Annotated in this window: 17 protein-coding genes; 14 read left to right on the top strand and 3 right to left on the bottom strand. The window is 70.8% G+C overall.

The window, feature by feature from the left end; all coding sequences use genetic code 11:
- Positions 1-33 precede the first annotated feature (33 nt).
- The 3 genes from IE274_RS20755 to IE274_RS20745 all read right to left on the bottom strand — a co-directional run bounded on the left by IE274_RS20755 (position 34) and on the right by IE274_RS20745 (position 5,031).
- Positions 34-1,095: a family 2 encapsulin nanocompartment cargo protein terpene cyclase gene (locus tag IE274_RS20755; protein WP_190117326.1), complete on the bottom strand. Its 1,062-nt coding sequence runs from the start codon at positions 1,093-1,095 to the stop codon at positions 34-36.
- Between the two features lie 131 nt (positions 1,096-1,226).
- Positions 1,227-2,666: a family 2B encapsulin nanocompartment shell protein gene (locus tag IE274_RS20750; RefSeq protein ID WP_190117325.1), complete on the bottom strand. Its 1,440-nt coding sequence runs from the start codon at positions 2,664-2,666 to the stop codon at positions 1,227-1,229.
- 760 nt (positions 2,667-3,426) lie between these two features.
- Positions 3,427-5,031 (bottom strand): amidase, encoded by a 1,605-nt coding sequence (locus tag IE274_RS20745; RefSeq protein ID WP_190117324.1) that lies wholly within the window; start codon positions 5,029-5,031, stop codon positions 3,427-3,429.
- Between the two features lie 139 nt (positions 5,032-5,170).
- On the opposite strand from IE274_RS20745, the gene IE274_RS20740 reads away from it, so the two are divergent.
- From IE274_RS20740 to IE274_RS20675, 14 genes are all read left to right on the top strand, one after another.
- A complete protein-coding gene (locus IE274_RS20740; protein ID WP_190117323.1) occupies positions 5,171-5,791 on the top strand; it encodes an L-threonylcarbamoyladenylate synthase in 621 nt (206 codons plus the stop codon).
- A 75-nt stretch (positions 5,792-5,866) separates the two neighbouring features.
- Entirely contained in the window at positions 5,867-6,664 is a 798-nt protein-coding gene (locus IE274_RS20735; protein ID WP_190117322.1) for a thymidylate synthase, read from the top strand.
- Entirely contained in the window at positions 6,661-7,164 is a 504-nt protein-coding gene (locus tag IE274_RS20730; RefSeq protein ID WP_190117321.1) for a dihydrofolate reductase, read from the top strand. Before IE274_RS20735 ends, IE274_RS20730 begins: the two co-directional genes overlap by 4 nt.
- Positions 7,165-7,413: 249 nt before the next feature.
- Positions 7,414-9,171: a B12-binding domain-containing radical SAM protein gene (locus tag IE274_RS20725; RefSeq protein ID WP_229909688.1), complete on the top strand. Its 1,758-nt coding sequence runs from the start codon at positions 7,414-7,416 to the stop codon at positions 9,169-9,171.
- A gap of 53 nt (positions 9,172-9,224) precedes the next feature.
- Positions 9,225-11,291, top strand: a complete 2,067-nt coding sequence (locus tag IE274_RS20720) for an oxidoreductase (RefSeq protein WP_190117320.1) — start codon at positions 9,225-9,227, stop codon at positions 11,289-11,291.
- A 14-nt stretch (positions 11,292-11,305) separates the two neighbouring features.
- On the top strand, positions 11,306-12,841 hold the full coding sequence (locus tag IE274_RS20715; protein ID WP_190117319.1) for an AMP-binding protein: 1,536 nt from the start codon (positions 11,306-11,308) through the stop codon (positions 12,839-12,841).
- Positions 12,838-14,301 (top strand): MFS transporter, encoded by a 1,464-nt coding sequence (locus tag IE274_RS20710; protein WP_190117318.1) that lies wholly within the window; start codon positions 12,838-12,840, stop codon positions 14,299-14,301. Before IE274_RS20715 ends, IE274_RS20710 begins: the two co-directional genes overlap by 4 nt.
- 33 nt (positions 14,302-14,334) lie before the next feature.
- On the top strand, positions 14,335-14,814 hold the full coding sequence (locus IE274_RS20705) for a PaaI family thioesterase (RefSeq protein ID WP_190117317.1): 480 nt from the start codon (positions 14,335-14,337) through the stop codon (positions 14,812-14,814).
- A gap of 94 nt (positions 14,815-14,908) precedes the next feature.
- Positions 14,909-15,148, top strand: coding sequence for an acyl carrier protein (locus tag IE274_RS20700; RefSeq protein ID WP_229909687.1), 240 nt, complete (start codon positions 14,909-14,911; stop codon positions 15,146-15,148).
- The gene (locus tag IE274_RS20695; RefSeq protein WP_190117315.1) at positions 15,145-16,713 is read left to right on the top strand and encodes a class I adenylate-forming enzyme family protein; all 1,569 of its coding nucleotides are present in this window, start codon (positions 15,145-15,147) and stop codon (positions 16,711-16,713) included. The genes IE274_RS20700 and IE274_RS20695 overlap by 4 nt, the downstream gene beginning before the upstream one ends.
- A complete protein-coding gene (locus tag IE274_RS20690; RefSeq protein WP_190117314.1) occupies positions 16,710-17,849 on the top strand; it encodes a beta-ketoacyl synthase N-terminal-like domain-containing protein in 1,140 nt (379 codons plus the stop codon). The genes IE274_RS20695 and IE274_RS20690 overlap by 4 nt, the downstream gene beginning before the upstream one ends.
- Positions 17,846-18,709 carry a beta-ketoacyl synthase N-terminal-like domain-containing protein gene (locus tag IE274_RS20685; protein ID WP_190117313.1) on the top strand — a complete coding sequence of 288 codons (864 nt, stop codon included), beginning with the start codon at positions 17,846-17,848 and terminating at the stop codon, positions 18,707-18,709. The genes IE274_RS20690 and IE274_RS20685 overlap by 4 nt, the downstream gene beginning before the upstream one ends.
- The gene (locus IE274_RS20680) at positions 18,706-19,917 is read left to right on the top strand and encodes a beta-ketoacyl-[acyl-carrier-protein] synthase family protein (protein ID WP_190117312.1); all 1,212 of its coding nucleotides are present in this window, start codon (positions 18,706-18,708) and stop codon (positions 19,915-19,917) included. The genes IE274_RS20685 and IE274_RS20680 overlap by 4 nt, the downstream gene beginning before the upstream one ends.
- The gene (locus tag IE274_RS20675; protein WP_190117311.1) at positions 19,914-20,906 is read left to right on the top strand and encodes a beta-ketoacyl synthase N-terminal-like domain-containing protein; all 993 of its coding nucleotides are present in this window, start codon (positions 19,914-19,916) and stop codon (positions 20,904-20,906) included. Before IE274_RS20680 ends, IE274_RS20675 begins: the two co-directional genes overlap by 4 nt.
- Positions 20,907-20,977: the final 71 nt, after the last annotated feature.

Below are 20,977 nucleotides of genomic sequence, written 5' to 3'. Positions count from 1 at the left end.
TCGGGCGGGCGGGTGCAGCCGCCCGTGACGGGTTCACCAGTAGTTGGGCAGGTGGTAGCGGTGGGTGTTGGTGGCGTGCCACTCGTGGTTGCCCGACACCCAGGCGGCGAGGCCCCTGGCGTAGCGCTCGACCAGCGGTGACGTGGCCGACAGGACCGCGGACTCCTCCTCGAAGGTGTCCATGACCTGGTTGTGGATCTCCACGGCCTTCAGGTACGCCGCTTTGAGGCCGCAGCGTTCGTTGGCGGCGATGGCCTGCGGCAGGTTCATGTGGGTGGGGTCTCCGGCCAGCTCCTTGGTGAAGGAGTACAGGTCGTTGACGATGGTCGTGGCGTTGCAGGCCAGCGCCGTGATCCGCTGGATCTCCGGTCGGGCGTACACCGCTTCGGGCAGTTCGTAGCCGTCGACGGCGTCGACGATCGACAGACAGGGGCGGAAGTTGTTGAACTGCCGCATCACCAGGTACTCCCACACCTGGGGCACGTACCGGGTCTCCGCCCAGGCGGCCTCGCCGAGGTAGCCGAGGTGCAGCCGGGCGATGTCGTGCACGAACCGGTCGGTCTGGCTGGGCGTGGCGAAGGCCGCGAGGTCCTTCATGGCCTGGTGGTACGAGCGCAGCGGCCCGTCGGTCCGCACGCCCCGGCGCCACTGCGCCTCCACTTCGGGGGCGCCGTGGAACGGGTCGATCGCCGCCTGGGCCAGGACGAGGCGGCCGCCGAGGCCGCGCGGTGTGCCGCCCCTGCCCTCCTCGGCCTCGCAGTAGCAGCTGTCGACGAGGTTCTCGGCGAGCAGCAGCTTGCCCGCAGCGGTGAGGCGCTCCACGTCGACGGCGCCCGGATGCTGGAGCACCACGGCCCGGCCGAACTGGAAGCCCGCGAAGTCGCCCTTCCACGCCGCGGGGAACAGGTCGTGCTCGTGCGCCCAGGCCTCCAGCCTGCGGTCGACCTCCGCGACCTTGCCGGGGTCGGCGGGCACGGCGGGGCGGTGGCGCAGGCCGGGGATGGGGCCGCCGCTGCGGGTGGCGCGCAGGGACCGGGCCGGGCTCGGGGGGCCGGGTGGGCGCCAAGGGGGCCGTGCGGGTGGTTGCTGCGGCACGTGGACCGCTGGTTCCCCGGGCGCCGGAACCGCAGGTTCCGTGGCCGCCGGGATCGCTGGCGCCGCGGGCGCGAGAACTGCTGCCGCCTCGGTCGCGAGCGTCGGCGGTTCCCCGGATTCGGGCGGTGCGCTCACTCCGCACTCCGACCGATCTGCACGTTCTCCAGGATCCCGGCGGCGTCGGGGACGAGGATCGCGAGCGAGTAGTAGGCGGTGACCAGATAACGCATGATCGCGGCGTCGCTGATGCCCATGAACCGCACGTTCAGGCTCGGTTGGTACTCCTCGGGGATGCCCGTCTGGTGCAGGCCGACGACGCCCTGGTCGGCCTCCCCGGTGCGCAGCGCGATGATGCTGGTGGTGTGCTCGTCACTGATCGGGATCTTGCCGCAGGGGAACAGCGGCACGCCCCGCCACGCGGGTACTTCGTGGCCGTCGACGGTGGCCGTGCCGGGCACGAGGCCGCGCTTGTTGCACTGGCGGAAGAACGCCGCGATCGCCTTCGGGTGGGCCAGGAACAGCTTGGTCTTGCGGCGCATGGCGAGCAGTTCGTCGAGGTCGTCGGGTGTGGGCGGGCCCGTGTAGGTGCTGATGCGCTGGCCGTAGTCGATGCTGTGCAGCAGCCCGAACTCGCGGTTGTTGACCAGCTCCCACTCCTGGCGTTCGCGGATCTCCTCGATGGTCAGGCGGAGCTGCTGCTCGGTCTGGTCCATCGGGTTGTTGTAGAGGTCGGCGACCCGGGTGTGGATGCGCAACACCGTCTGGGTGAGCGACAGTTCGTATTCGCGCGGCGCGAGTTCGTAGTCGACGTAGCCGCCGGAGAGGGTGGGCTCCCCGTGATGTCCGGCCTGCATGGGGACGTCGGCTTCGCCCTTGCGGTTCATGGGCTTGCTCTGCTGCTGCGCGTACGCGTCCAGGTGCGCCGCGAGCGAGGGGGCGTCCTCGACGATCTGCTGCAGGGAGTCCCAGGCAAGCACGAGGACGACGCCGGGGGTCTCGGCCCGCACCGAGGTGAGCCACAGCGGGTCGGCCCTGCCGACGGCCTCGTCGCCCATCTGGTCGCCGTCGGTGACGACGCCGACGACCTCGTCCTCGCCGTACTTGCCGGTGGCGTAGCGGGTGAAGCGGCCGTGCACGACGAGGTAGGCCTCGGTGACGGGCTGGCCGGCGTCGAAGAGCACCTCGCCGACGCGCACCTGCCGCACCCGCAGGCGGGAGGCGATCTTCTTGAGGACCGTGGGGTCGGAGTAGCCGCGCAGGACGGGCAGTTCGGTGAGCGTCTCGGGGATGACCTTGATGTCGTCGGCGCCGTTCTGCTCGAACTGCACACGCCCCCGGCCGACCTTGAGCTGGAGCCGCCGGTTGACCCGGTAGGTGCCGCCCCTGACGTCCGTCCACGGAAGCATCTTCAGCAGCCATCGCGAGGTGATGGCCTGCATCTGCGGTTCGGACTTGGTGGTCGTGGAGAGCTGGCGTGCCGCGAGGGTACTGAGGCTGGTGCGCTGTGCCTCGGCTGCGGACTCGTCGCCTTCTGCGGTGCTGGGTCCGGCAGCGCTTTCGGACGTGGTCACATTGCCTCCCTGTACGTGTAACGGACATGAGCGGATGTGCGTGGACGCATACGGGTGTGCGCGGACGTGGGCCGTTGTGCGCGGACGCGTGCGAGCGCGCGCGGGTTCCCGCGGCCGGCGGGCGCGGGCGGGCGGGCACGGCCACACCTGACCGCCCACAGGACCACGTCAGGGTCCTCCAGGGGCCTTGGGAGCGACTTGAGCGCGACTTCAGAGCGGCTGCGGAGGCACCGGCCGCGGTGATCGGATGCGGTACGAGGGTGAGTTCGGGGACACCGACGCGTTCAGCGGGCGGCTGTGATCGGGCACGGGTTCCGGGGAGAGCGCTGGCATGACGACAACGCCGCGACGGGACATGCGCCAGGGTTGTGCGGGCTGCACGAACTGCATGGGCTAGCCAAACAGTCCCGGCAGGCAGCGCGGAACCCCGCCTGGGAGGCGGCCGGACGCAGAGGGAGGTACGGATCGCCGGGAAGGGCGCGTGTGCGGAGGGGTGTGTGGTCCTGCGCCGGTTGGCCGACCCAGTGCGCTGGGCGAGGCGGGCGTACGGGGGCCGCGAACCGGGTAGGTGGCGCGCCGCGCCTGCCGGGCGGCATCCGGACTGCCAGGCGGCACCTGAGTGCCGAGTTGCCGGGCAGCACCGGGATGTCCCAGCGGCACTGAATCGTCGAGCGCCGCTTCAAGCCGAGCGTTGCCTCAAACCGAACGGCGCTTGACGGCGCCCCTCACCAAGGCGCCGTCGCCGCACGGGAAGTGGAGGTCAGCGCCCCAGCGTCGGCAGGTACCGCGGCGCTCGCCACGCGTTCAGGCGGCGCTCCACCGCCGCGCCCAGCGACAGCAGCTTGGCGTCCTGACGGTCGCCCGCCATCAGGAGGAGGCCGACCGGGAGTTCGCCGACACGGCCCGCGGGGACGGACAGCGACGGGTAGCCGGCGACGGCCGCGGGGGTGGAGGACGGGATGACGTCGTTGTCGCCGCGGGCGCAGTCGGTCGTCCAGGCGGGCGGGTTCGTGGGCGCGGCGATGGCGTCGAGGTCGTGGGCGGCCATGGTCTCGTCCAGGGAGCGGCCGGACAGGTCCTTCAACTCGGCGCGCATCGCACGGTACTTCGGGTCGGTGGTGGGCGGCGCGGCGAGGGCCTGCTCGAACAGCTCCTGCCCGGCGAAGCAGGTCTGCTCCGCGGGGTGGGTGCGGTTGAACTCGATGAGCGCGGCGAGGTCGCGGGGGCCCTTCCGGGTGCCGAGGTAGGCGTCGATGTCCCGGTGGAACTCGCTGAGGAGCGCCGGGAACTCGAGCTCGGCGAGCCGCGCCTGGTACGGGGGTGTCACCTCGACGACCTCCGCTCCGGCGGCGCGCAGCTTCCGTGCGGTGCGGGTCATCACGGCGTCGACCTCGGGGCCGAGCGAGGGCAGCCGCCACAGCCCGATGCGCTTGCCGCGCAGGCTGCCGTGGAGCGTCCCGCCGTCGCCCGGTCCGCCGACAGCGGCGTCGAGCCGCGGCGTGTCGTCGCCGGTGAGCACCGACAGGGTGAGCGCGGTGTCGACCACGTTGCGCGCCATGGGCCCCGCGGTGTCCTGCTCGGCGGAGATCGGGACGACGCCGCTCTGGCTCACCAGGCCGAGGCTCGGCTTGTGGCCGACCACGCCGTTCATCCCGGCCGGGCACACGATGGAGCCGTCCGTCTCGGTGCCGATGGCCACCTGGGACAGCGAGGCGGCGAGCGCGGCCGCCGACCCGGAGGACGAGCCACAGGGGTTCCGGTCGAGCACGAAAGGGTTGTGGGTCTGGCCGCCGACCGCCGACCACCCCGATGTGGGCTTCGCCGCCCGGAAGTTGGCCCATTCGGACAGGTTGGCCTTGCCCAGGATGACCGCCCCGGCGTCCTTCAGCTTGGTCACGAGGGCGGCGTCGGTGCCCGGCGGGCTCCCGGCCAGGGCGAGGGAGCCGGCGGTCGTCGGCATGTCACGGGTGTTCACGTTGTCCTTGAGCAGCACGGGGATGCCGTCGAGCGGGCCGAGGGGCTTGCCGTGCCGGTGCCTGGCGTCACTGGCGGCCGCCTGTCGCAGCGCCTTCGGGTTGGTGCGCAGGACCGCGTGGATCTTGGGGTCGACGGTCTTGATCCGCCGCAGGTACGCCCGGGTGAGCGCGGACGAGGTCAGCGAACCGTCCGCCATGCGGGCCTGCAGCTGAGGGATCGTCACCGTGTCGAGGTAGCGGTCCGGCACGCCGGAGGAACCCGCCGCGTCCGCCCGGGACGACCCGTCGGCGCCTGGCGCGGCGGCCTCCGCCCCGGGGCTCAGCGTGCCCGTCAGCAGGGTTCCCGCGGCGAGGGCGGCGATCAGCGAGACAGTGCTCCTCTTCCCCATGCGCCCTAGCGGACTACACGGGCCACGTCCGGCGCAAGAGCGCGGCACCGTACCCCCCGCCGCTTGAGGACATCGAGGGATTGCCCCGTCGGCCACGTCCTGCCCTTCCGGCCCACCGGCCCGCGCCTAAACTCGGCGGATGGCCAAGTACTTCGACGTGCACCCCGAGAACCCGCAGCGGCGCACCATCACCACCGTGGCGGACAGCATCCGGTCCGGCGCCCTCATCGCGTACCCGACGGACTCCTGCTACGCGCTGGGGTGCCAGTTGGGCAATCGCGACGGCATCGCCCGCATCCGCTCGATCCGCAACCTCGACGATCGTCATCACTTCACCCTGGTGTGCCAGACCTTCGCGCAGCTCGGCGAGTTCGTGCACATCGACAACGACGTGTTCCGCGCGATCAAGGCGGCGACGCCCGGCAGTTACACCTTCATCCTGCCCGCGACGAAGGAGGTGCCGCGCCAGCTCCTGCACCCCAAGAAGAAGACGGTCGGCGTCCGCATCCCTGACCACGTGATCACTCAGGCGCTCCTCTCCGAGCTGGGCGAGCCCCTCCTGTCCAGCACCCTGCTGCTGCCCGGCGAGGAAGCGCCGATGACGCAGGGCTGGGAGATCAAGGAACGCCTCGACCACTCCGTGGACGCCGTGCTCGACTCCGGTGACTGCGGCACGGAGCCGACGACGGTCATCGACTTCTCCGGCGGCGACATCGAGATCGTGCGCCGCGGGGCCGGGGACACGACGCGCTTCGAGTAGCGGGCAGCCCGCCTCCAGGTGGCCGAGAGTGCCGGTGTCCGGCGAACCCGCAGGTGACCAGTAGACTCGACGCCCGTGGCGGACACCCAGTACGAAGACCTGTTGAAGCTGGTGCTCACCTCCGGGACGGCCAAGGCCGACCGGACGGGCACCGGCACCCGAAGTGTCTTCGGGCACCAACTGCGCTATGACCTGTCGCAGGGATTTCCCCTGGTCACCACCAAGAAAGTGCACCTCAAATCGATCGTGTACGAGCTGCTGTGGTTCCTGCGCGGCGACTCGAACGTCGGCTGGCTGCAGGAGCACGGCGTCACCATCTGGGACGAGTGGGCCGACGAGAAGGGCGAGCTCGGGCCGGTCTACGGCGCGCAGTGGCGTTCCTGGCCCGCCCCGGACGGCCGGCACATCGACCAGATCACCGAGGTCCTCGACACGCTGCGCCGGGACCCGGACTCCCGTCGGATGATCGTTTCCGCCTGGAACGTCGCCGCGCTGCCCGAGATGGCTCTCGCGCCGTGTCACGCCTTCTTCCAGTTCTACGTCGCCGACGGCAAGCTCTCCTGCCAGCTCTACCAGCGCAGCGCGGACCTCTTCCTCGGCGTCCCGTTCAACATCGCCAGCTACGCCCTGCTCACGCACATGGTGGCGCAGCAGGTGGGCCTGGAGCCGGGTGACTTCATCTGGACCGGCGGCGACTGCCACATCTACGACAACCACGTCGAGCAGGTGACCAAGCAGCTTTCGCGCACCCCGTTCGAGTTCCCCGGGCTGCGGCTGCGGCAGGCCGACTCGCTGTTCGAGTACGCCTACTCCGACGTGGAAGTGGTCGACTACCAGCACCACCCGGCGATCAAGGCCTCGGTCGCGGTATGAACGTCGGGCTGATCTGGGCGCAGACCCTGGACGGTGTGATCGGCGCGGGCAATGCGATTCCGTGGCGGCTGCCCGAGGACATGGCACATTTCAAGGCCACGACCCTCGGTCAGCCCGTGGTGATGGGGCGCAAGACCTGGGATTCGCTGCCGCCGCGATTCCGTCCGCTGCCCGGCAGGCGCAATATCGTGGTGACGCGCGATCCCCAATGGGCAGCGGACGGCGCGCATCGTGCCGGTTCCCTCGCGAAGGCGCTGGAACTCGCGGCCGAGCCCTTGGGGCCGACTGCCCCTGCTGCGGCATGGGTGATCGGCGGTGGGGAAATCTACCGGGCGGCCCTGGGATACGCCACGACGCTCTCGGTGACGGAAGTCGACTCCCCGGTGGACGGCGACACCTATGCCCCGGCGCTGGATTCGACGTGGAAAGCCACCGAGGACAAAGGCTGGCAGACCTCCACATCCGGGCTGCGCTACCGCATTCGGGGCTACACCCGCTGACAGTCGGCGCACCCCCCTGATCGACTATGGAACCAGCCCTGATACTGAAATGGACTGGTCAGATTCCGATTGCGTCCTTCGGTTTACCAGTAGCCCCTGATCGCTTTCAAAGGCGACCTCGGATGAAGGTCTTGAACTAGCACATCAAGATCTATTGCGACGCACGTCGTGCGACCCTTGACAAACCTTTCGGCCAGCGGAAACCATGGTGAATCTTGCTGGCGAAGAGTGAGCCAGGGGAGGCCGTGAATGAACATCACGGATCAGCCGCCGACATCGCGGCTTGAGGCCGATCTCTTCCTTTTGCACGCGCCGAGCGTCTTTGAATTTCGCGAGCGCGACGACATGCTGTTCGCTTATCTGAGTGACAGCGACAGCGTCAATGTCACCTCGGTCTACGAGATTTACCCCATCGGCTGGTTCTCGATAAAGCAGCGATTAGCCGACGCCGGGTTCGATACGAAGATCGTCAATGTCGCCTCGTTGATGCTCCTGCATCCCGAACTGGATGTCAGACGACTGATCGCCCGCTTCGAGGCGCCGATCTTCGGCTTCGACCTGCACTGGATGGCGCACTGCCACGGCTCGATCGAACTCGCGGCCCTCGTGAAGAAAGTGCATCCCGAGGCGCTCACCGTCTTCGGCGGCATCTCGGCGACCTACTACGCCGAGGAACTGATCGCGTACCCCAGCGTCGATGTCGTCGTCCAGGGTTACGACACCCTCGACCCGGTCACCGAGCTCGTCACCAGGGTCCGGCGCGGCGACAGGGACTTCCGTGCCATTCCGAACCTGCTGTACAAGGTCGACGGCGAGGTGCAGACCACCGGCTTCTCGCACACGCCGGACAGCAACTACAACAACGTGCGCAACGACTGGTCGTACTACCGCGAGGCGGCCGACGGCGGGCCGTCGGCCGCCAAGCTCATCATGACGTTGCCCAACACGGGCTGCGCCCACGACTGCGGCTGGTGCGGCGGATCACGGTTCGCGTACCGCAACATCATGGGCGTCCGCAGGACGCTCGTACAGAAGGACAACGACCTCGTCGTCGAAGAGCTCCGCACCATGAAAGAGGCGGCGAAGCGCACCTCGATCTACGCGCTCCAGTGTTATTCCGAGAACAGAACGCGGATGCACCAGTATCTGGACGCCGTGAAGGAGCTCGGCTACAAGAGCGTCCACTTCGAGCAGTTCAGCCTCACCCCCCTCGACATTCTCAAGAAGATGGGCGAGTCAACAGATTCGTACATCATGCTCTCCCCGGAGTCCCACGATCCGAAGATCAGCAAGGCGGCCGGGCGCGGGAACTACACCATGGCACAGATGGAGGAATGGATTCCGCGCGCCCTGGACGCCGGCGTGAAAGGAATCATGATCTGGTTCTTCATCGGCATGCCGTACCAGGACCGGCAATCGGTGCTGGACACGATCGCGTACTCCGAGCGGCTCGTGCGCAAGTTCGGCGGCTGGGCCGCCCTTCCGCTGATCTGCCCGATGGTCCCGTTCCTCGACCCGGGGTCCCAGTTCTTCGAAGAACCGGAAAAACACGGCTACCGCATCCACCACCGCACGCTGGAAGAACACCGCCAGGCCATGGTCGAGCCACTGTGGCATCGACGGCTCAACTACGAGACGAATTGGCTGGACAGGCGTCAGCTTCAGGACGTCTCCTATGAGGCCATCACCCGCCTGGTGGAGATCAAGGGCGAGTACGGAGTGCTCCCGGCCGGATTCTGCAAGGCTGTTCTGAAGACCATTACCGAGACCCAGGAACTGCTCGGGGAAATGGAACGAGCACTGCTGCTCGACAAGAAGCTGCCGTCCGACCTCCGGGACGAGATCCGCACCTACAACCGCAAGGTCCTGGCCTACACGAACGACCAGATCATGCCGGTTCCCCGGCCGCTCGGCGGCCGGTGGTTCGATGACGCCACCGTCCCGCCGCAGCTGATCGAGGACATTCTGACCACGTCGGCCGCCTCGTCACCGGTCCGCGGAACATAGATGAACGCGCCGTCGCACATCCCGGATGGGCACCCGATGCGCAGGAGGTCGAGGTGCGGATTGCTGTGATCGGCGGTGGTCCGGGAGGGCTGTACTTCAGTGCGTTGGCCCGTCAGCTCGGCCCCGCGCATGAGATCACCGTCTGGGAGCGGAACGCCCCCGATGAGACGTTCGGCTTCGGAGTGGTCCTCTCCGACCAGGCGCTGGGCGCCATCGAGCACGCCGACCCGGCCGTCGTGTCCGGGATGCGGCCGCTGCTCGCCCGGTGGGACGACATCGATGTGCACTACCGCGGCACCACCTTCACGGCGGGCGGCAACGGCTTCGCCGCGATGAGCCGCGCCGGGCTCCTCATGACCCTGCAGCGGCGCTGCGCGCAACTCGGCATCCCGGTGCGCTACGGCACCGAGATCACCGATGTGGATGCCCTCGCCGCCGACCATGACGTCGTGGTGGCCGCCGACGGGGCGAACTCCCTCATCCGGGAGCGGCACGCCGAAGCCTTCCGGCCCACGGTCCGGACCGGGACCTGCCGGTACATCTGGCTGGGCACCGACCTGGAACTCGACGCGTTCAAGTTCTACGTCGTGGACACGCCGGGCGGCGCCCTGCAGGTGCACGCCTATCCCGACTCCCGTCATGCCAGCACCCTGATAGTGGAGCTGTCCGAACAGGCCTGGCGCGCGGCCGGGTTCGCCGATACCGCCGCCGCACCGCTCGCGCCGGGTGAAAGCGACGAACGGTCGATAGGCATCATCGCCGAGCTGTGCAAGGACATCCTCGACGGGCACAAGTTGTACGGAAACAGCTCGCGTTGGCTGCGCTTTCCCACCGTGCGGTGCGAGACCTGGCGGCATCGCAACGTCGTGCTGATCGGCGACGCGGCGCACACCGCGCACTTCTCCATCGGCTCGGGCACCAAGATCGCGATGGAGGACGCGCTGTCCCTGGCCAAGAGCCTGCGGGAGCAGCCGAACGCCCAAGCGGCGCTGGCCGCGTACGAGACCGAGCGCCGCCCGGCCGTCGGCTCCCTGCAGCGCGCCGCGCAGGCCAGCCGGGAGTGGTTCGAGAGCGTCGATCACTACACCCACCAGGAGCCGCAGCAGTTCGCGGTGAACCTTCTGACCCGCAGCCGCCGGGTCTCCTATGCCAGCCTGCGCCGACGTGACCCCGAGTTCGTCGACCGTGCGGAGCAATGGTTCGCGGGTGCGGCCGACGGCCGGGTGCGCCCGCCGATGCTCCAGCCGTTCACGCTCGGCCGCCTGGACCTGGTCAACCGCGTCGTGGTCTCCCCCGGCGCGATGTCCCCCACCCGGGACGGGGTGCCGGGTGACCTGCAACTGGTGTCCCTGGGCGGCGCGGCGCTGGGCGGGGCCGGACTCGTGCTGACCGGGCCGGTGTCCGTCTCCGCCTCGGGCACGGCCGCCCCCGGCGGGGCCGGGCTGTACACCGGGGAACAGGCGGTCGGGTGGCGGCGGGTGGTGGATTTCGTCCACGCGCACTCACCGGCGAAGATCGGCGTACGACTCGGCTACTACGGCCCTGACGGCGCCACCAGGCCCCCGGGGGAGCTGCGACGCGCGTTCGCAGCCGCGGCCCGGCGTGCCGCCGCCGGGTTCGACCTGCTGGAACTGGACTGCGCCGACGACGGTCTGCTCGCCTCGTTGCTGTTCCCGGCGGCCGGGGGGCGGGACGGGAGCTCGCTGCGGAAGCGGCTCCACCACTCGCTCGAGGTGTTCGGTGCGATCCGCGCCGAGTGGCCCGCCGAGCGGCCGGTCAGCCTGCGGATCTCACCGGCGCGGTGGTACCCGGACGGGGACGGTGTCGATGTGGTGGCCGAGATCGCGAACGAGTTCGCCGCGCGCGGCGCTGCGGCGGTCCACGTCCTCGCCGGGGCGCGGGCCGACCGGGACGTGTACGCGGACCGGATCCGGAACCAGGCCGGGCGCGGAAGCGAGTTCGCGGTGATAGCGGCAGGCTCGATCTCCGCGGCCGACGTCAACACGATCGTCCTGGCCGGGCGCGCCGACCTGTGCGTCGTCGACCAGCCGACGGTGCACTCGCCGTGGCTCTCCCCGCGCGGGGCACCGGATCGTCCCACCTCACAAGAGTGGTCGTAGCGGAGGAGGATGCAGTGCTCCCTGTCGCAGATCTTGGCCTGCTGCCGGAAGGCGTCGCCGAACACCATGGTGGGACCACCGTGTGCGCGGACACGCCCTGGGCCTCGGCCTGCCGCACCCCGAACACGGTGAGCGACTTCGCGGTCGTGGTCGCGGACTACGCCGACCGGTTATGGGGTGCCGGAGTACGGCCGGGCGCGGTGGTCGCCCTGGTGAAGGCCAATCACTTCGACATCCAGGCGATCCAGTGCGCCCTGGTGCGCATCGGCGCGCTGCCCGCGCTGCTGTCGGTGAAGATGGAGCCCGCCGATCTCCTGCACTGCCTGAAGGAACTCGATCGGCCCTGTCTCCTGACCGATGCCGACGGCGCCGCGGTGCTGCGTCCCTGGCAGGATCAGCTCGGCGAGATCGTCTCCCGAGTCCTCACGCTCACCCCCGAAGCCGTACTGCCGGGGGCCGTGGAGCTGAGCGAGTCCGCACCCCACCAGGTCACCCGCCATCTCGGCACGGACCCGATGCTCATCACGCATTCGTCCGGCACCACCGGAAAGCCCAAGCTCCTGGTGCACACGGTGGATTCCCTGTACGCCCACGTGGCTCCCCAGATCGGCGTGGTGAAGTCGCTCGACTACGCCGGGATCAGCGCGAAGTGCCTGTCCTTCGTGCATGTGCGGATGTCGTCCGGGCTCCTCACGCTGCTCAATACGGGGGTGCCGTTCCTCGGCATCTCCTCCCCCGACCTGGCCCCGGTGCGCGCGGCACTCCTGCGGTACCGGCCGGAGTCCCTGGAAGCCCAGCCGAACATGTTCCTGCGCTGGGAGGCGCTGGCGCGCGAGACGCCGAACCCGTTCAGCGCGGTGGAGCGCTACATCAGCAGCTTCGACGCGATGCACCCGCGGACACTGCGGACCCTTCTTGAGGCGTCGGAGCGTCCGAACCCGACCTTCATCCAGGCGTACGGGCAGACCGAGACCGGCCCGGTCACGCTCCTGATGACCACCCGGGCCGACGTCCGGGAGCCGGGGCGCCTCGACTCCCGTGACGTGGGCGCGGCGTTCCCCGGCATGGAGATCCGCGTCGTGGACGACGCCGGAGCGGAGGTTGCGGCCGACGCCTCCGGGTACATCGAGGTCCGCACCCCCGCCCGCGCCGAATCGATGATCGGCCGGCCGCCGCTGCCCGGCCGTGACGCCTGGTGGCCCATGCGCGACGTCGGCAGGCTCCGACCGGACGGGCACCTGGAGCTCTACGACCGGCAGGTGGACCAGGTCCCCGGCGTACCCAGCACCCTCCGCGCCGAGGACATCCTGCTCGACGAACTGCCGGAACTGGGCGAGGTCGTGGTCATCGCCGTGGCCGGGGCGGTCACGGCGGTGGCGGTCACGGCCGACGGCAAGCCGATCGACGACGACCGCTGGCAGCGCGCCCGCAGCAGGGCGGAGCTGCCTGAGGACACCGGGGTCGACTACCGGCCGTGGGAGGACTTCCCCCTCACCGGCACGATGAAGGTCCGCCGCCATCGGCTCGTGACGCCCGGAACCCCCGGATGAGTGATTCGGTGACGTCGGCGGCACCGGTCTCCCACCGGTTCCTGCCCGCGGAGAGAAGGGCCGCGGCGCTCGTGCTCGGCGCCGCCTTCATGCTGCTCGCCGACACCTCGATCGTGAACGTCGCCATGCCGAGCCTGCAGCGGGACCTCGGGGCCAGCGTGCCGGAGGTGCAGTTGGTGGTCGCCGGTTATGTCGTCGCGTACGCGGTGATGCTCATCACCGGCGGCCGCCTCGGCGACCTCTACGGCAGACGGCGCATGTTCATGATCGGCGCCGTGTCCTTCACCCTGGCGAGCCTCGCCTGCGGACTGGCGCAGGGCCCGGGCGCGCTCATCGCCGCCCGGGTGTGGCAGGGCCTCTCGGCGTCCGTGCTGTATCCGCAGATCATCGCGACGCTGCACATCGCGATCCCCACGCAGCGGCGAGGACGCGCGTTCGCGCTGCTCGGAGCGGTGGTGAGCTGCGCGACGATCGCCGGTCCGATCATCGCCGGGCTGCTCATCGCCGCGGATGTCGCCGGGCTGCAGTGGCGCCCGATCTTCCTGATCAACATCCCCGTCGGCATCGTCCTGATAGCGCTGGCACCCCGCATGGTGCCGGCCCACAAGGGACTGCGTCTGCGGCTCGACTACGCGGGCTCGTTCACCGTCGTCCTGCTCCTTGTCGCGCTGCTGGTGCCGCTCACGATCGGGCGTGATCAGGGCTGGCCGCTGTGGGGATGGCTGCTGCTCCTGTGCGCGCCCGTGCTCCTTGTCGTCTTCCTCCGGCTGGAGTCGGCGCTGGAACGGCAGGGGAAGGTTCCGTTGCTGCGGCCGGGCCTGTGGACCGATCCGGCATTCCGGCTGTCCCTGGCCCTCTTTCTCGTGTACTTCTCCGCGATCGTGCCCTTCTTCCTCTACTTCTCGATCACCCTTCAGTACGGCGTCGGTTACGGCGCGCTGGCGACGGCCGCGGCGATGGCGCCGTACGCGGTGGGAAGCACGATCACGTCCCTGTGGTCGGCGCGTGTCGTGGCGCGCTTCACCGCACCCCGCACGATTCTCGTCGGCTGTGCCAGCTGCGCCGTCGGCAGTGCGTTGATGATCGCCACGCTCGGCTGGAACAGCTCGGGGCACAACCTCGGCTGGGCGATGGCGCCCACGATGGTGTTCACCGGTCTGGGCCTCGGCCTGGTGCTCGGGCCGCTGCTGAACTTCGTGATGGCCCGGGTCCGCCATGACGATTCCGGCGCGGTCTCGGGGGCGCTGTCCACCGCGCAGCAGCTCGGCTCCTCGCTGGGCGTGGCCGTGATCGGACTCGCGTTCTTCCGGGGCTTCCAAGGAGAGCTGACGGACCTCGGCTATCCGGCGCTGCGGACCGACATGATGCTCGGGCTCGTCGTGGTGGTGGCGGCTTTCGTGCTGGCAGCCGCGCTCGTCTGGCTCATCGCGCGCCGCACCGACACGGATAGTCCGGCTTGAGGGCGGAGAAGGCCTCATGACAGGGAGGGCTCCATGACAGGGAAGGCGGGAGCGTACGTGGACGGATCATCGCCGTCGGGCGCCATGACGATGCGGCAGAAGATGCTCGATGTGATCGCCGCAGGCACCACCCCGGTGCCGCCCTATGTGGCGCGCCTGTCGCTCCGGGTCGTCGCGATGGAATGGCGAAAAGGGTTCGTCGCGGTCACCTTCAACATTCCCGACGATCTCTGCGTGGAACCGAAGGTGGCCTTCGGAGGCCATGTCGCCGGCATTCACGACCAGGCCGCCGGGTTCGTCATGTTCAGCCTGCTTGAGGACGACATGGTGTTCGCCACGACCCAGCTGAACGTCACGTATCTGACGGTGACGCGCCCCGGCGACGTGTGCGCCGAGGCCAGGCTCGACACGATGAATGCGCGCTCCGCCGAGGTGCGGGTCTCGCTGCTGCAGGCCGGACAGGCGACGAGTGAATCGCTTGTCACCGAGGCGCTGAGAAAAGCCAGAAGGTGAACTGGGTTTCCCTGTGTGCCCAGTTGACCACCATGCCGACCGAACTGTCGCCCCTGCGCTCCGCTGGCAGATCGACGAAGGAGACGAGAATGCCGTGTTGACCGACCGGGATGTGCAGGAGCTGGTGGCGGGCGTCCTGGAGCTCGACGTCGCCGACGTCGGCATCGACAAGTCCTTCTACGTGGACCTCGAGATGGATTCCCTCCACAAGGCGGAGTTCATCGTGGCCCTCGAGCGTGCCTGCGGCGCGGAGTTCACCCCGGCGGACGCCGCGGAGATGGACAGCGTGGGCGACGTGATGCGGCTGCTCCACGGCCGGCACCGGGTGCCGTGAACCCGACCGCCGGGATGGCGAACCCGGTCGAGTTGCTGCTCCTCGGCCATGCCGACGGGCGGCGCTGCGGCGTGGACCGCCGGGTCGGCGAGGTCACGTACGCCGACATGCGGGGTGCGGTGGCGGACTACGCCGGCGATCTGCGGGCTGCCGGGGTGCGGCCCGGCTGCCGTGCGGTCGTGGTGTCCGACGACTGCGTCGCGGCGGTCACCGCCGTGCTCGCCCTGTGGTGGCACGGGTGCGTGCCCATCGTGCTGCACCCGACGCTGCGGCCTGCGGAGATCGGCTTCATCGTGCGGGACAGCGAGGCGGAGTTCGTCGAGCTGAACGTCGCCCCGGAACACGAGGCGGCCGTGCGAACCGAGCTGGGCGAGGTCGACGCGGAGCGCGGGGCGGCCGGGCGCGGCGGGCTGCTCACCGCGCTCGTTCCCGGGCGCGCGGGCCCGTCCGCGGTTCCACCGGCGGTCTTCGGCGAGACCGATGAGCTGCTGGTGCAGTACACCTCCGGCAGCACCGGCAGGCCCCGGGGCGTACGACACTGCCTGCGGGCGGTGCACGCGGTCCTGCGCGGCGTCGGCAGCATGCTGGAGCTCACTCCGGACGACGTCGTGCTGTCCACGGCGAAACTGTCGTTCGGCTACGGATTCGGGAACTCGCTGCTGTACCCGTACGCGGCGGGCGCCAGCTCGGTGCTGCTCGACGGACCGGCGGACCCCTACGGCGTGGCGGCGGCGCTGGACGCGTACCGGCCGACAGTGCTGTTCTCCGTGCCCCGGCTCTACGCGGGCCTGCTCAGGCTCGCGGAGCAGGGCAAGGCCGTCGAGACCGGCTCGCTGCGGCTTGCCGTGGCCACCGGGGAGCCCCTGCCGGGTGAACTGGCCTCCCGTATCAGCGACGTGTTCGACGTGCCGCTGATCAATGGGTTCGGCGCGACCGAGGTCCTGCACACGGTCGTGGCGGCTGCCGTGGGGCAGGGAAAGGCCGCCGGTCCCGGGTCGATCGGCTTCCCCGTCCCCGGGGTGACCGCGACCATCCGTGACGACGCCGGCCGACCGGTGGCCGACGGGACCCCGGGCCGCCTGCACCTCGCCACCGAGTCGGTGGCGCTCGGCTACCTCAACCGGCCCCAGGACACCGCCCGCGCGTTCGCCGACGGCGGCGTCTACACCGGCGACCTCGCGTTCCGTGCGACCGGCGGCGACCTCTGCCACGTCGGCCGCGCCGACGACATGCTCCTGCTCGGCGGATACAAGATCGCACCGGCCGAGATCGAGCACGTGGTCCGGGGCATCGCCGAGGTCGCCGAGTGCGCGGTCGTGGGCAGCGCGGATCCCCTCGGGCTCGAACAGGCCACGGTGTACGTCGTGGCGCGGAACCCGGCCCGTCCGGACGAGACCCGCAAGGCGGTGCGGGCGGCGCTGCGCGCCGACTTGGCCCCGTACAAGAGGCCGTCCCTGGTCGAGATCATCGACGAACTCCCCGTCACCGCCAACGGCAAGCTGGCCCGCTTCCGGCTCCGCCGCCGACCGGGCGGCCCCGTCGGCAGTCCGGAGGGCAGGACATGAGCTGGGAGATCGCCGGAATGAGCGCGATCTGCGCGCTGGGGGACACCGTCGCCGACATCCACGGCGCGCTGTGCTCCGGACGGTCAGGACCGGCGCCGCTCTCGGCGTTCGACACGTCCAAGTACCGCGCGGGGGCGGCGTACGAGGTGCCGGACCGGGTGCGCCCCGGTGTGGAGGAACCGCTCCGGGCGACGCGCTGGCTGGTCCGCGTGGTCCGGGAGGCCCTGGTGGACGCGGGCCTGCCGGAACCGGAACCGGGGTGGCCGGTGCTGGTCGGGACCACGCACCGGGAGCTGCGGACCGCCGAACTCTGGTGGCGGCACGACGGCGTCCTCTCCCCCGCCGACCTGCACTTCGCCTCGGCCCTGCGCGCCGCCTTCGGCCTGTACGACGTGCACACCGTCGCCAGCGCCTGCGCGGCCTCGCTGTACGGGCTCGGGATGGCCACCGACCTGATCGCCCTCGGCGCAGCGGACACCGTGGTGGTGGCGGGCACCGACTCGATCACCGAGAGCTCCTTCGGCGGGTTCGACCGGATCCAGTTCCCGCCGCCGGACACGATCCGGGCGTTCGACCGGTCCCGGCGCGGCATGATCATGGGTGAGGGCGCGGTGGCGGTGGTGCTGCGGCGAGGCGGTACGCACCCGGGCCGGATCCACGGCCGGGTCCGGGGTGTGGGCATGAACTGCGACGCGTCGCATCCGACGGCGCCGGATCCCGCGGGTATCGTCCGCGTGATCGAGGAGGCGCACGAGCGCGCGTCGGTCGCTCCCGACGACATCGACCTGGTGATCGTGCACGGAAGCGGCACGCTGCAGAGCGACTTGGCCGAGGCGGTCGCGCTGCGGGACGTGTTCAAGGCCGCCGAGCCCGGCCCGCTCGTGACCGCGGTCAAAGGCGGCATGGGCCATGTCTCCGGCGGGGCCGGGCTGCTCAACGTCGTCGTCGCGCTCGCGGCGATCCGTACCCGGACCTTGCCCGCGATCAGCGGCCTCACCGACCCGATCGAGGAGGCGCAAGAGCTGCGGATCGTGACCGGTCGGCCGGCCACGGGGGCGTTCGGCACCGCGCAGGTGCACGCCGTCGGCATGGGCGGGATCAACGCCGTGGCGATCGTGGAAGGGGCGGCGCGGTGAGTGCCCCGGCTGTCGTGCGGGCCGCGATCACCGGTGTGGGCTGGGCGGTGGCGGGGCCCGGTTTCGACCCGGTGACCGAGCTGGTCGGGCGGGGCATGCGGCACAAGGACCGGTCGTCGCGGTTCGCGGTGCGGGCGGCGCGGCGGGCGCTCGACGACGCCGGGCTGCTCGGCGCGCCGGAGCTAGCCGGCGCCGCGGTCGTCGTCTCCAGTAACTTCGGGAACCTGGACCCGGTGTGCGACACCGTCACGACGATCGCCACCAGCGGCAGCACGGGCATCAGCCCGATGCGCCTGCCGCAGCTGTCGAGCGCCGTCTCCGCGGCCTGGATCGCGCTCGATCACGGCATCCGCGGCCCGAATCTGACGCTGTGCAACGGCGTGTCGAGCGGGCTCGACGCGGTGGCCGCGGCCCGGAACCTGATCGCGGCGGGCCGGGCCACGGCGGCCCTGGTGGTCGGCGTGGAACCGGATTCCCCGCCGGTGGCCAGACTGCACGGCGAGACCGCTGGTACGCGGTGGCTCGACGGGGCCGTGGGCCTGGTGGTCGAGCCCGTGCGGCACGCCGTGGACCGTGGTGCGCGGATCCGCGCGGAGATCGGTGGATACGGCAGAGCGGGCGACGAGCGGTCCGCCGTCCGGGCGGCGGGGGCCACGGCGGTCCGGCGGCGCCTGGGCGACGAGGCGACCGCACGGTTCGGGCGGTGCTCGGGCGCACTGGGCGTGGTGCAGTGCGCGCTGGCCGTGGAGCGACTGGACGACGAGGCGGTGCTCGCCGTCGCGGGCGCCGGGACCGGGGAGAGCGACGGGACATCGGTCTCGGCCCTCGTCCTCGCACCCCCACGCGGGAGGGACACATGAACACGTTCACCAGCGACCCGCGTGTCGTGATCACCGGCCTGGGCGCGATCTCCTGCCTGGGCACGGGTGTCGCCGCGCACTGGGACGGCCTGCTCGCGGGCGGCGGGCAACCGGCCGAGGTTCCGCTGCCGCACCTGAACATGCGGACGCGGAAGATGTATCTGGTCGACCGGGCGCAGGTGCCCGCCAAACCGTCCCGCTTCGCCGGGCTGGAGCTGGGGAGCAGTCCGCGCCTGGCGGTCGCCGCGGCCGAACAGGCGCTCACCGACGCCGGTTTGGAGTACGGGACCCGCGACGCCGTTCCCGTGGTGCTCGGGGTGGAGCTGGGCAACGCCGACATGCAGGAGATCCAGCGCAGCGCGGGCCGGACGGCATGGACGACGCTGACGCCCGCGGCCGCGGTCGTGGGGGCGGAGATCGGCTCGCGGGCGCCGCTGACGAGTGTGGGCAACGCCTGCTCGGCCAGTGGTTACGCGCTCACGATCGGGTTGGACATGATCCGTGCGGGCGAGGCGACCACGGTCCTGGTCGGCGGGGCCGAGGGGATCACACGGGCCGGGATCGGCGCCTTCAACCGGCTGGGGGCCGCGGACCCGGTGCGCTGTCGGCCGTTCGACCGGAGCCGGGCGGGAACGATGTTCGGCGACGGCTCCGCGATGATCGTGCTCGAAGCGGCCGAGCACGCCCGGCGGCGCGGCGCCGAGCCGTACGCCGAACTGGCCGGTGCGGCCTGGAGTTGTGACGCCTACCATCCGACGGCCCCCGATCCGTCGGGCGACCAGATCGTCCGTGCGATGACCGAGGCACTGGCCGACGCGCGGCTGAGCGCCTGTGACGTGGGCTGCGTCATCCCTCATGGGACGGGAACGCCGCTCAACGACGTGGTGGAGAGCCAGGCCCTGCACAGAGTGTTCGGCGAGCGGACGCGTGCGCTGCCGCTGTTCTCGCTCAAGGCGATGATCGGTCACACGACCGGTGCGGCGGGCGCGTTCGCCTGCCTCACGGCGACGCTCATGCTGCGCCACGGCCGCAGCCCGGCGAACACCCCGATCGAGCAGGATCCGGAGTGCGACGTCTGGGTTCCGCAGGGGCGTTCCGTGCCGTTGGCGGCGCCCGCGGTCCTGGTCAACACCTACGCGTTCGGCGGCAACAACACGTCCTTGGTCATCAAGGACGCCGTCGGGGAGCACGCGGAGGGGGCCCGGTGAGCGCCGGTGAACTGGCCGTAGCGGGCCTGGGGTTGGTGGCGCCGGGTGTCTCCGGGCCCGAGGAGGCGCTGACACTGGGCGCGGAGGCGGCTCCCGGGTGGTTCCGGGCGGAGGTCGCGCTGCCCGGGCGCGGCTACCGGCGGCTGCCCGACGCGTGCAAGTACCTGCTCGCCGCGTCGAGGCTGGCGGTCGGCGACGCCGGGGGCCGGTTCGCGGCGACCGAGCGGAACCTGCGGGGCGCGGCGGTAGCCGTCAACAACACCGGCGCCGCGCTCCTCGAGGAGCTGGACCACATCATCATGCGCGCGGGCGCCGAGGAGATGTCGCCGTCCAGCAGCCCCTTCATCGCCATGAGTTCGTTCGCCAGCCGGCTCTCGATGGAACACGACATCACCGGCTTCAACCTCACCGTGAACTCCCCGGTCACCGCCGGTCTTGAGGCGCTTCAGATCGCGGCCCGCGCCATCGCCGCGGGGCGGGCCCGGGCGGTCCTCGTCGGCGCGGTCGAGGAAGCGCTGTCGCCCGCGCAGTCGACCTGCCCCGGGTCGGAGGCGGGCGCCGCCGTGCTGCACTGCGAGGCCGCCGTGGGGGGACACGCGCGTTACGGCACGTGCCGGGCACGCAGCGCGTTCCTGGATCCCGACGCGGCGGCGAGCAACGTCGCCGCCGCCCTCGCCCCGCTGGTGGGCGTCGACCCGCCGGGCCGGATCGACGCCGTCCTCGACGACTCCGCGGTGGGGACGGCCGCCGCCCGGTGGCTGGACCGCCTGACCGGCGCGTGCGAGGTCGTCCTGGTGCCGTCCTCGGCGCAGGCCGGCTGCCTCGTCCCGTTGCGACGCGTCATGGGCCTGTTCGCGCAGGAGCACACGGCCCGCACGCGCCGCGCGGTCCTGGCGGCCTCCGCCCAGGGCACGATCGCGTACGCCGAGCTGACCGTCGCGCCCCGCAGGGCCACGGGAGTCGGCGGCGGGGACGTGCTCGTCGTCTGAACCGACCTGGAACCGACCTCGGGACCGGCATCGGGACCGGCATCGGAACCGACCCGTCTCGGCACCGATCA

The sequence above is a fragment of the Streptomyces flavofungini genome, from assembly GCF_014650815.1.
GTDB classification, from domain to species: Bacteria; Actinomycetota; Actinomycetes; order Streptomycetales; family Streptomycetaceae; genus Streptomyces; species Streptomyces flavofungini.
This window is presented reverse-complemented; position numbering and strand designations above follow the sequence as displayed.

What these genes read in the sequence shown, in the direction of transcription:
- IE274_RS20710 (WP_190117318.1), top strand. Translation starts at nt 12,838, where the DNA reads ATGAGTGATTCGGTGACGTCGGCGGCACCGGTCTCCCACCGGTTCCTG.
- IE274_RS20730 (WP_190117321.1), top strand. Translation starts at nt 6,661, where the DNA reads ATGAACGTCGGGCTGATCTGGGCGCAGACCCTGGACGGTGTGATCGGC.
- IE274_RS20690 (WP_190117314.1), top strand. Translation starts at nt 16,710, where the DNA reads ATGAGCTGGGAGATCGCCGGAATGAGCGCGATCTGCGCGCTGGGGGAC.
- IE274_RS20745 (WP_190117324.1), bottom strand. Translation starts at nt 5,031, where the DNA reads ATGGGGAAGAGGAGCACTGTCTCGCTGATCGCCGCCCTCGCCGCGGGA.
- IE274_RS20680 (WP_190117312.1), top strand. Translation starts at nt 18,706, where the DNA reads ATGAACACGTTCACCAGCGACCCGCGTGTCGTGATCACCGGCCTGGGC.
- IE274_RS20740 (WP_190117323.1), top strand. Translation starts at nt 5,171, where the DNA reads ATGGCCAAGTACTTCGACGTGCACCCCGAGAACCCGCAGCGGCGCACC.
- IE274_RS20725 (WP_229909688.1), top strand. Translation starts at nt 7,414, where the DNA reads ATGAACATCACGGATCAGCCGCCGACATCGCGGCTTGAGGCCGATCTC.
- IE274_RS20705 (WP_190117317.1), top strand. Translation starts at nt 14,335, where the DNA reads ATGACAGGGAAGGCGGGAGCGTACGTGGACGGATCATCGCCGTCGGGC.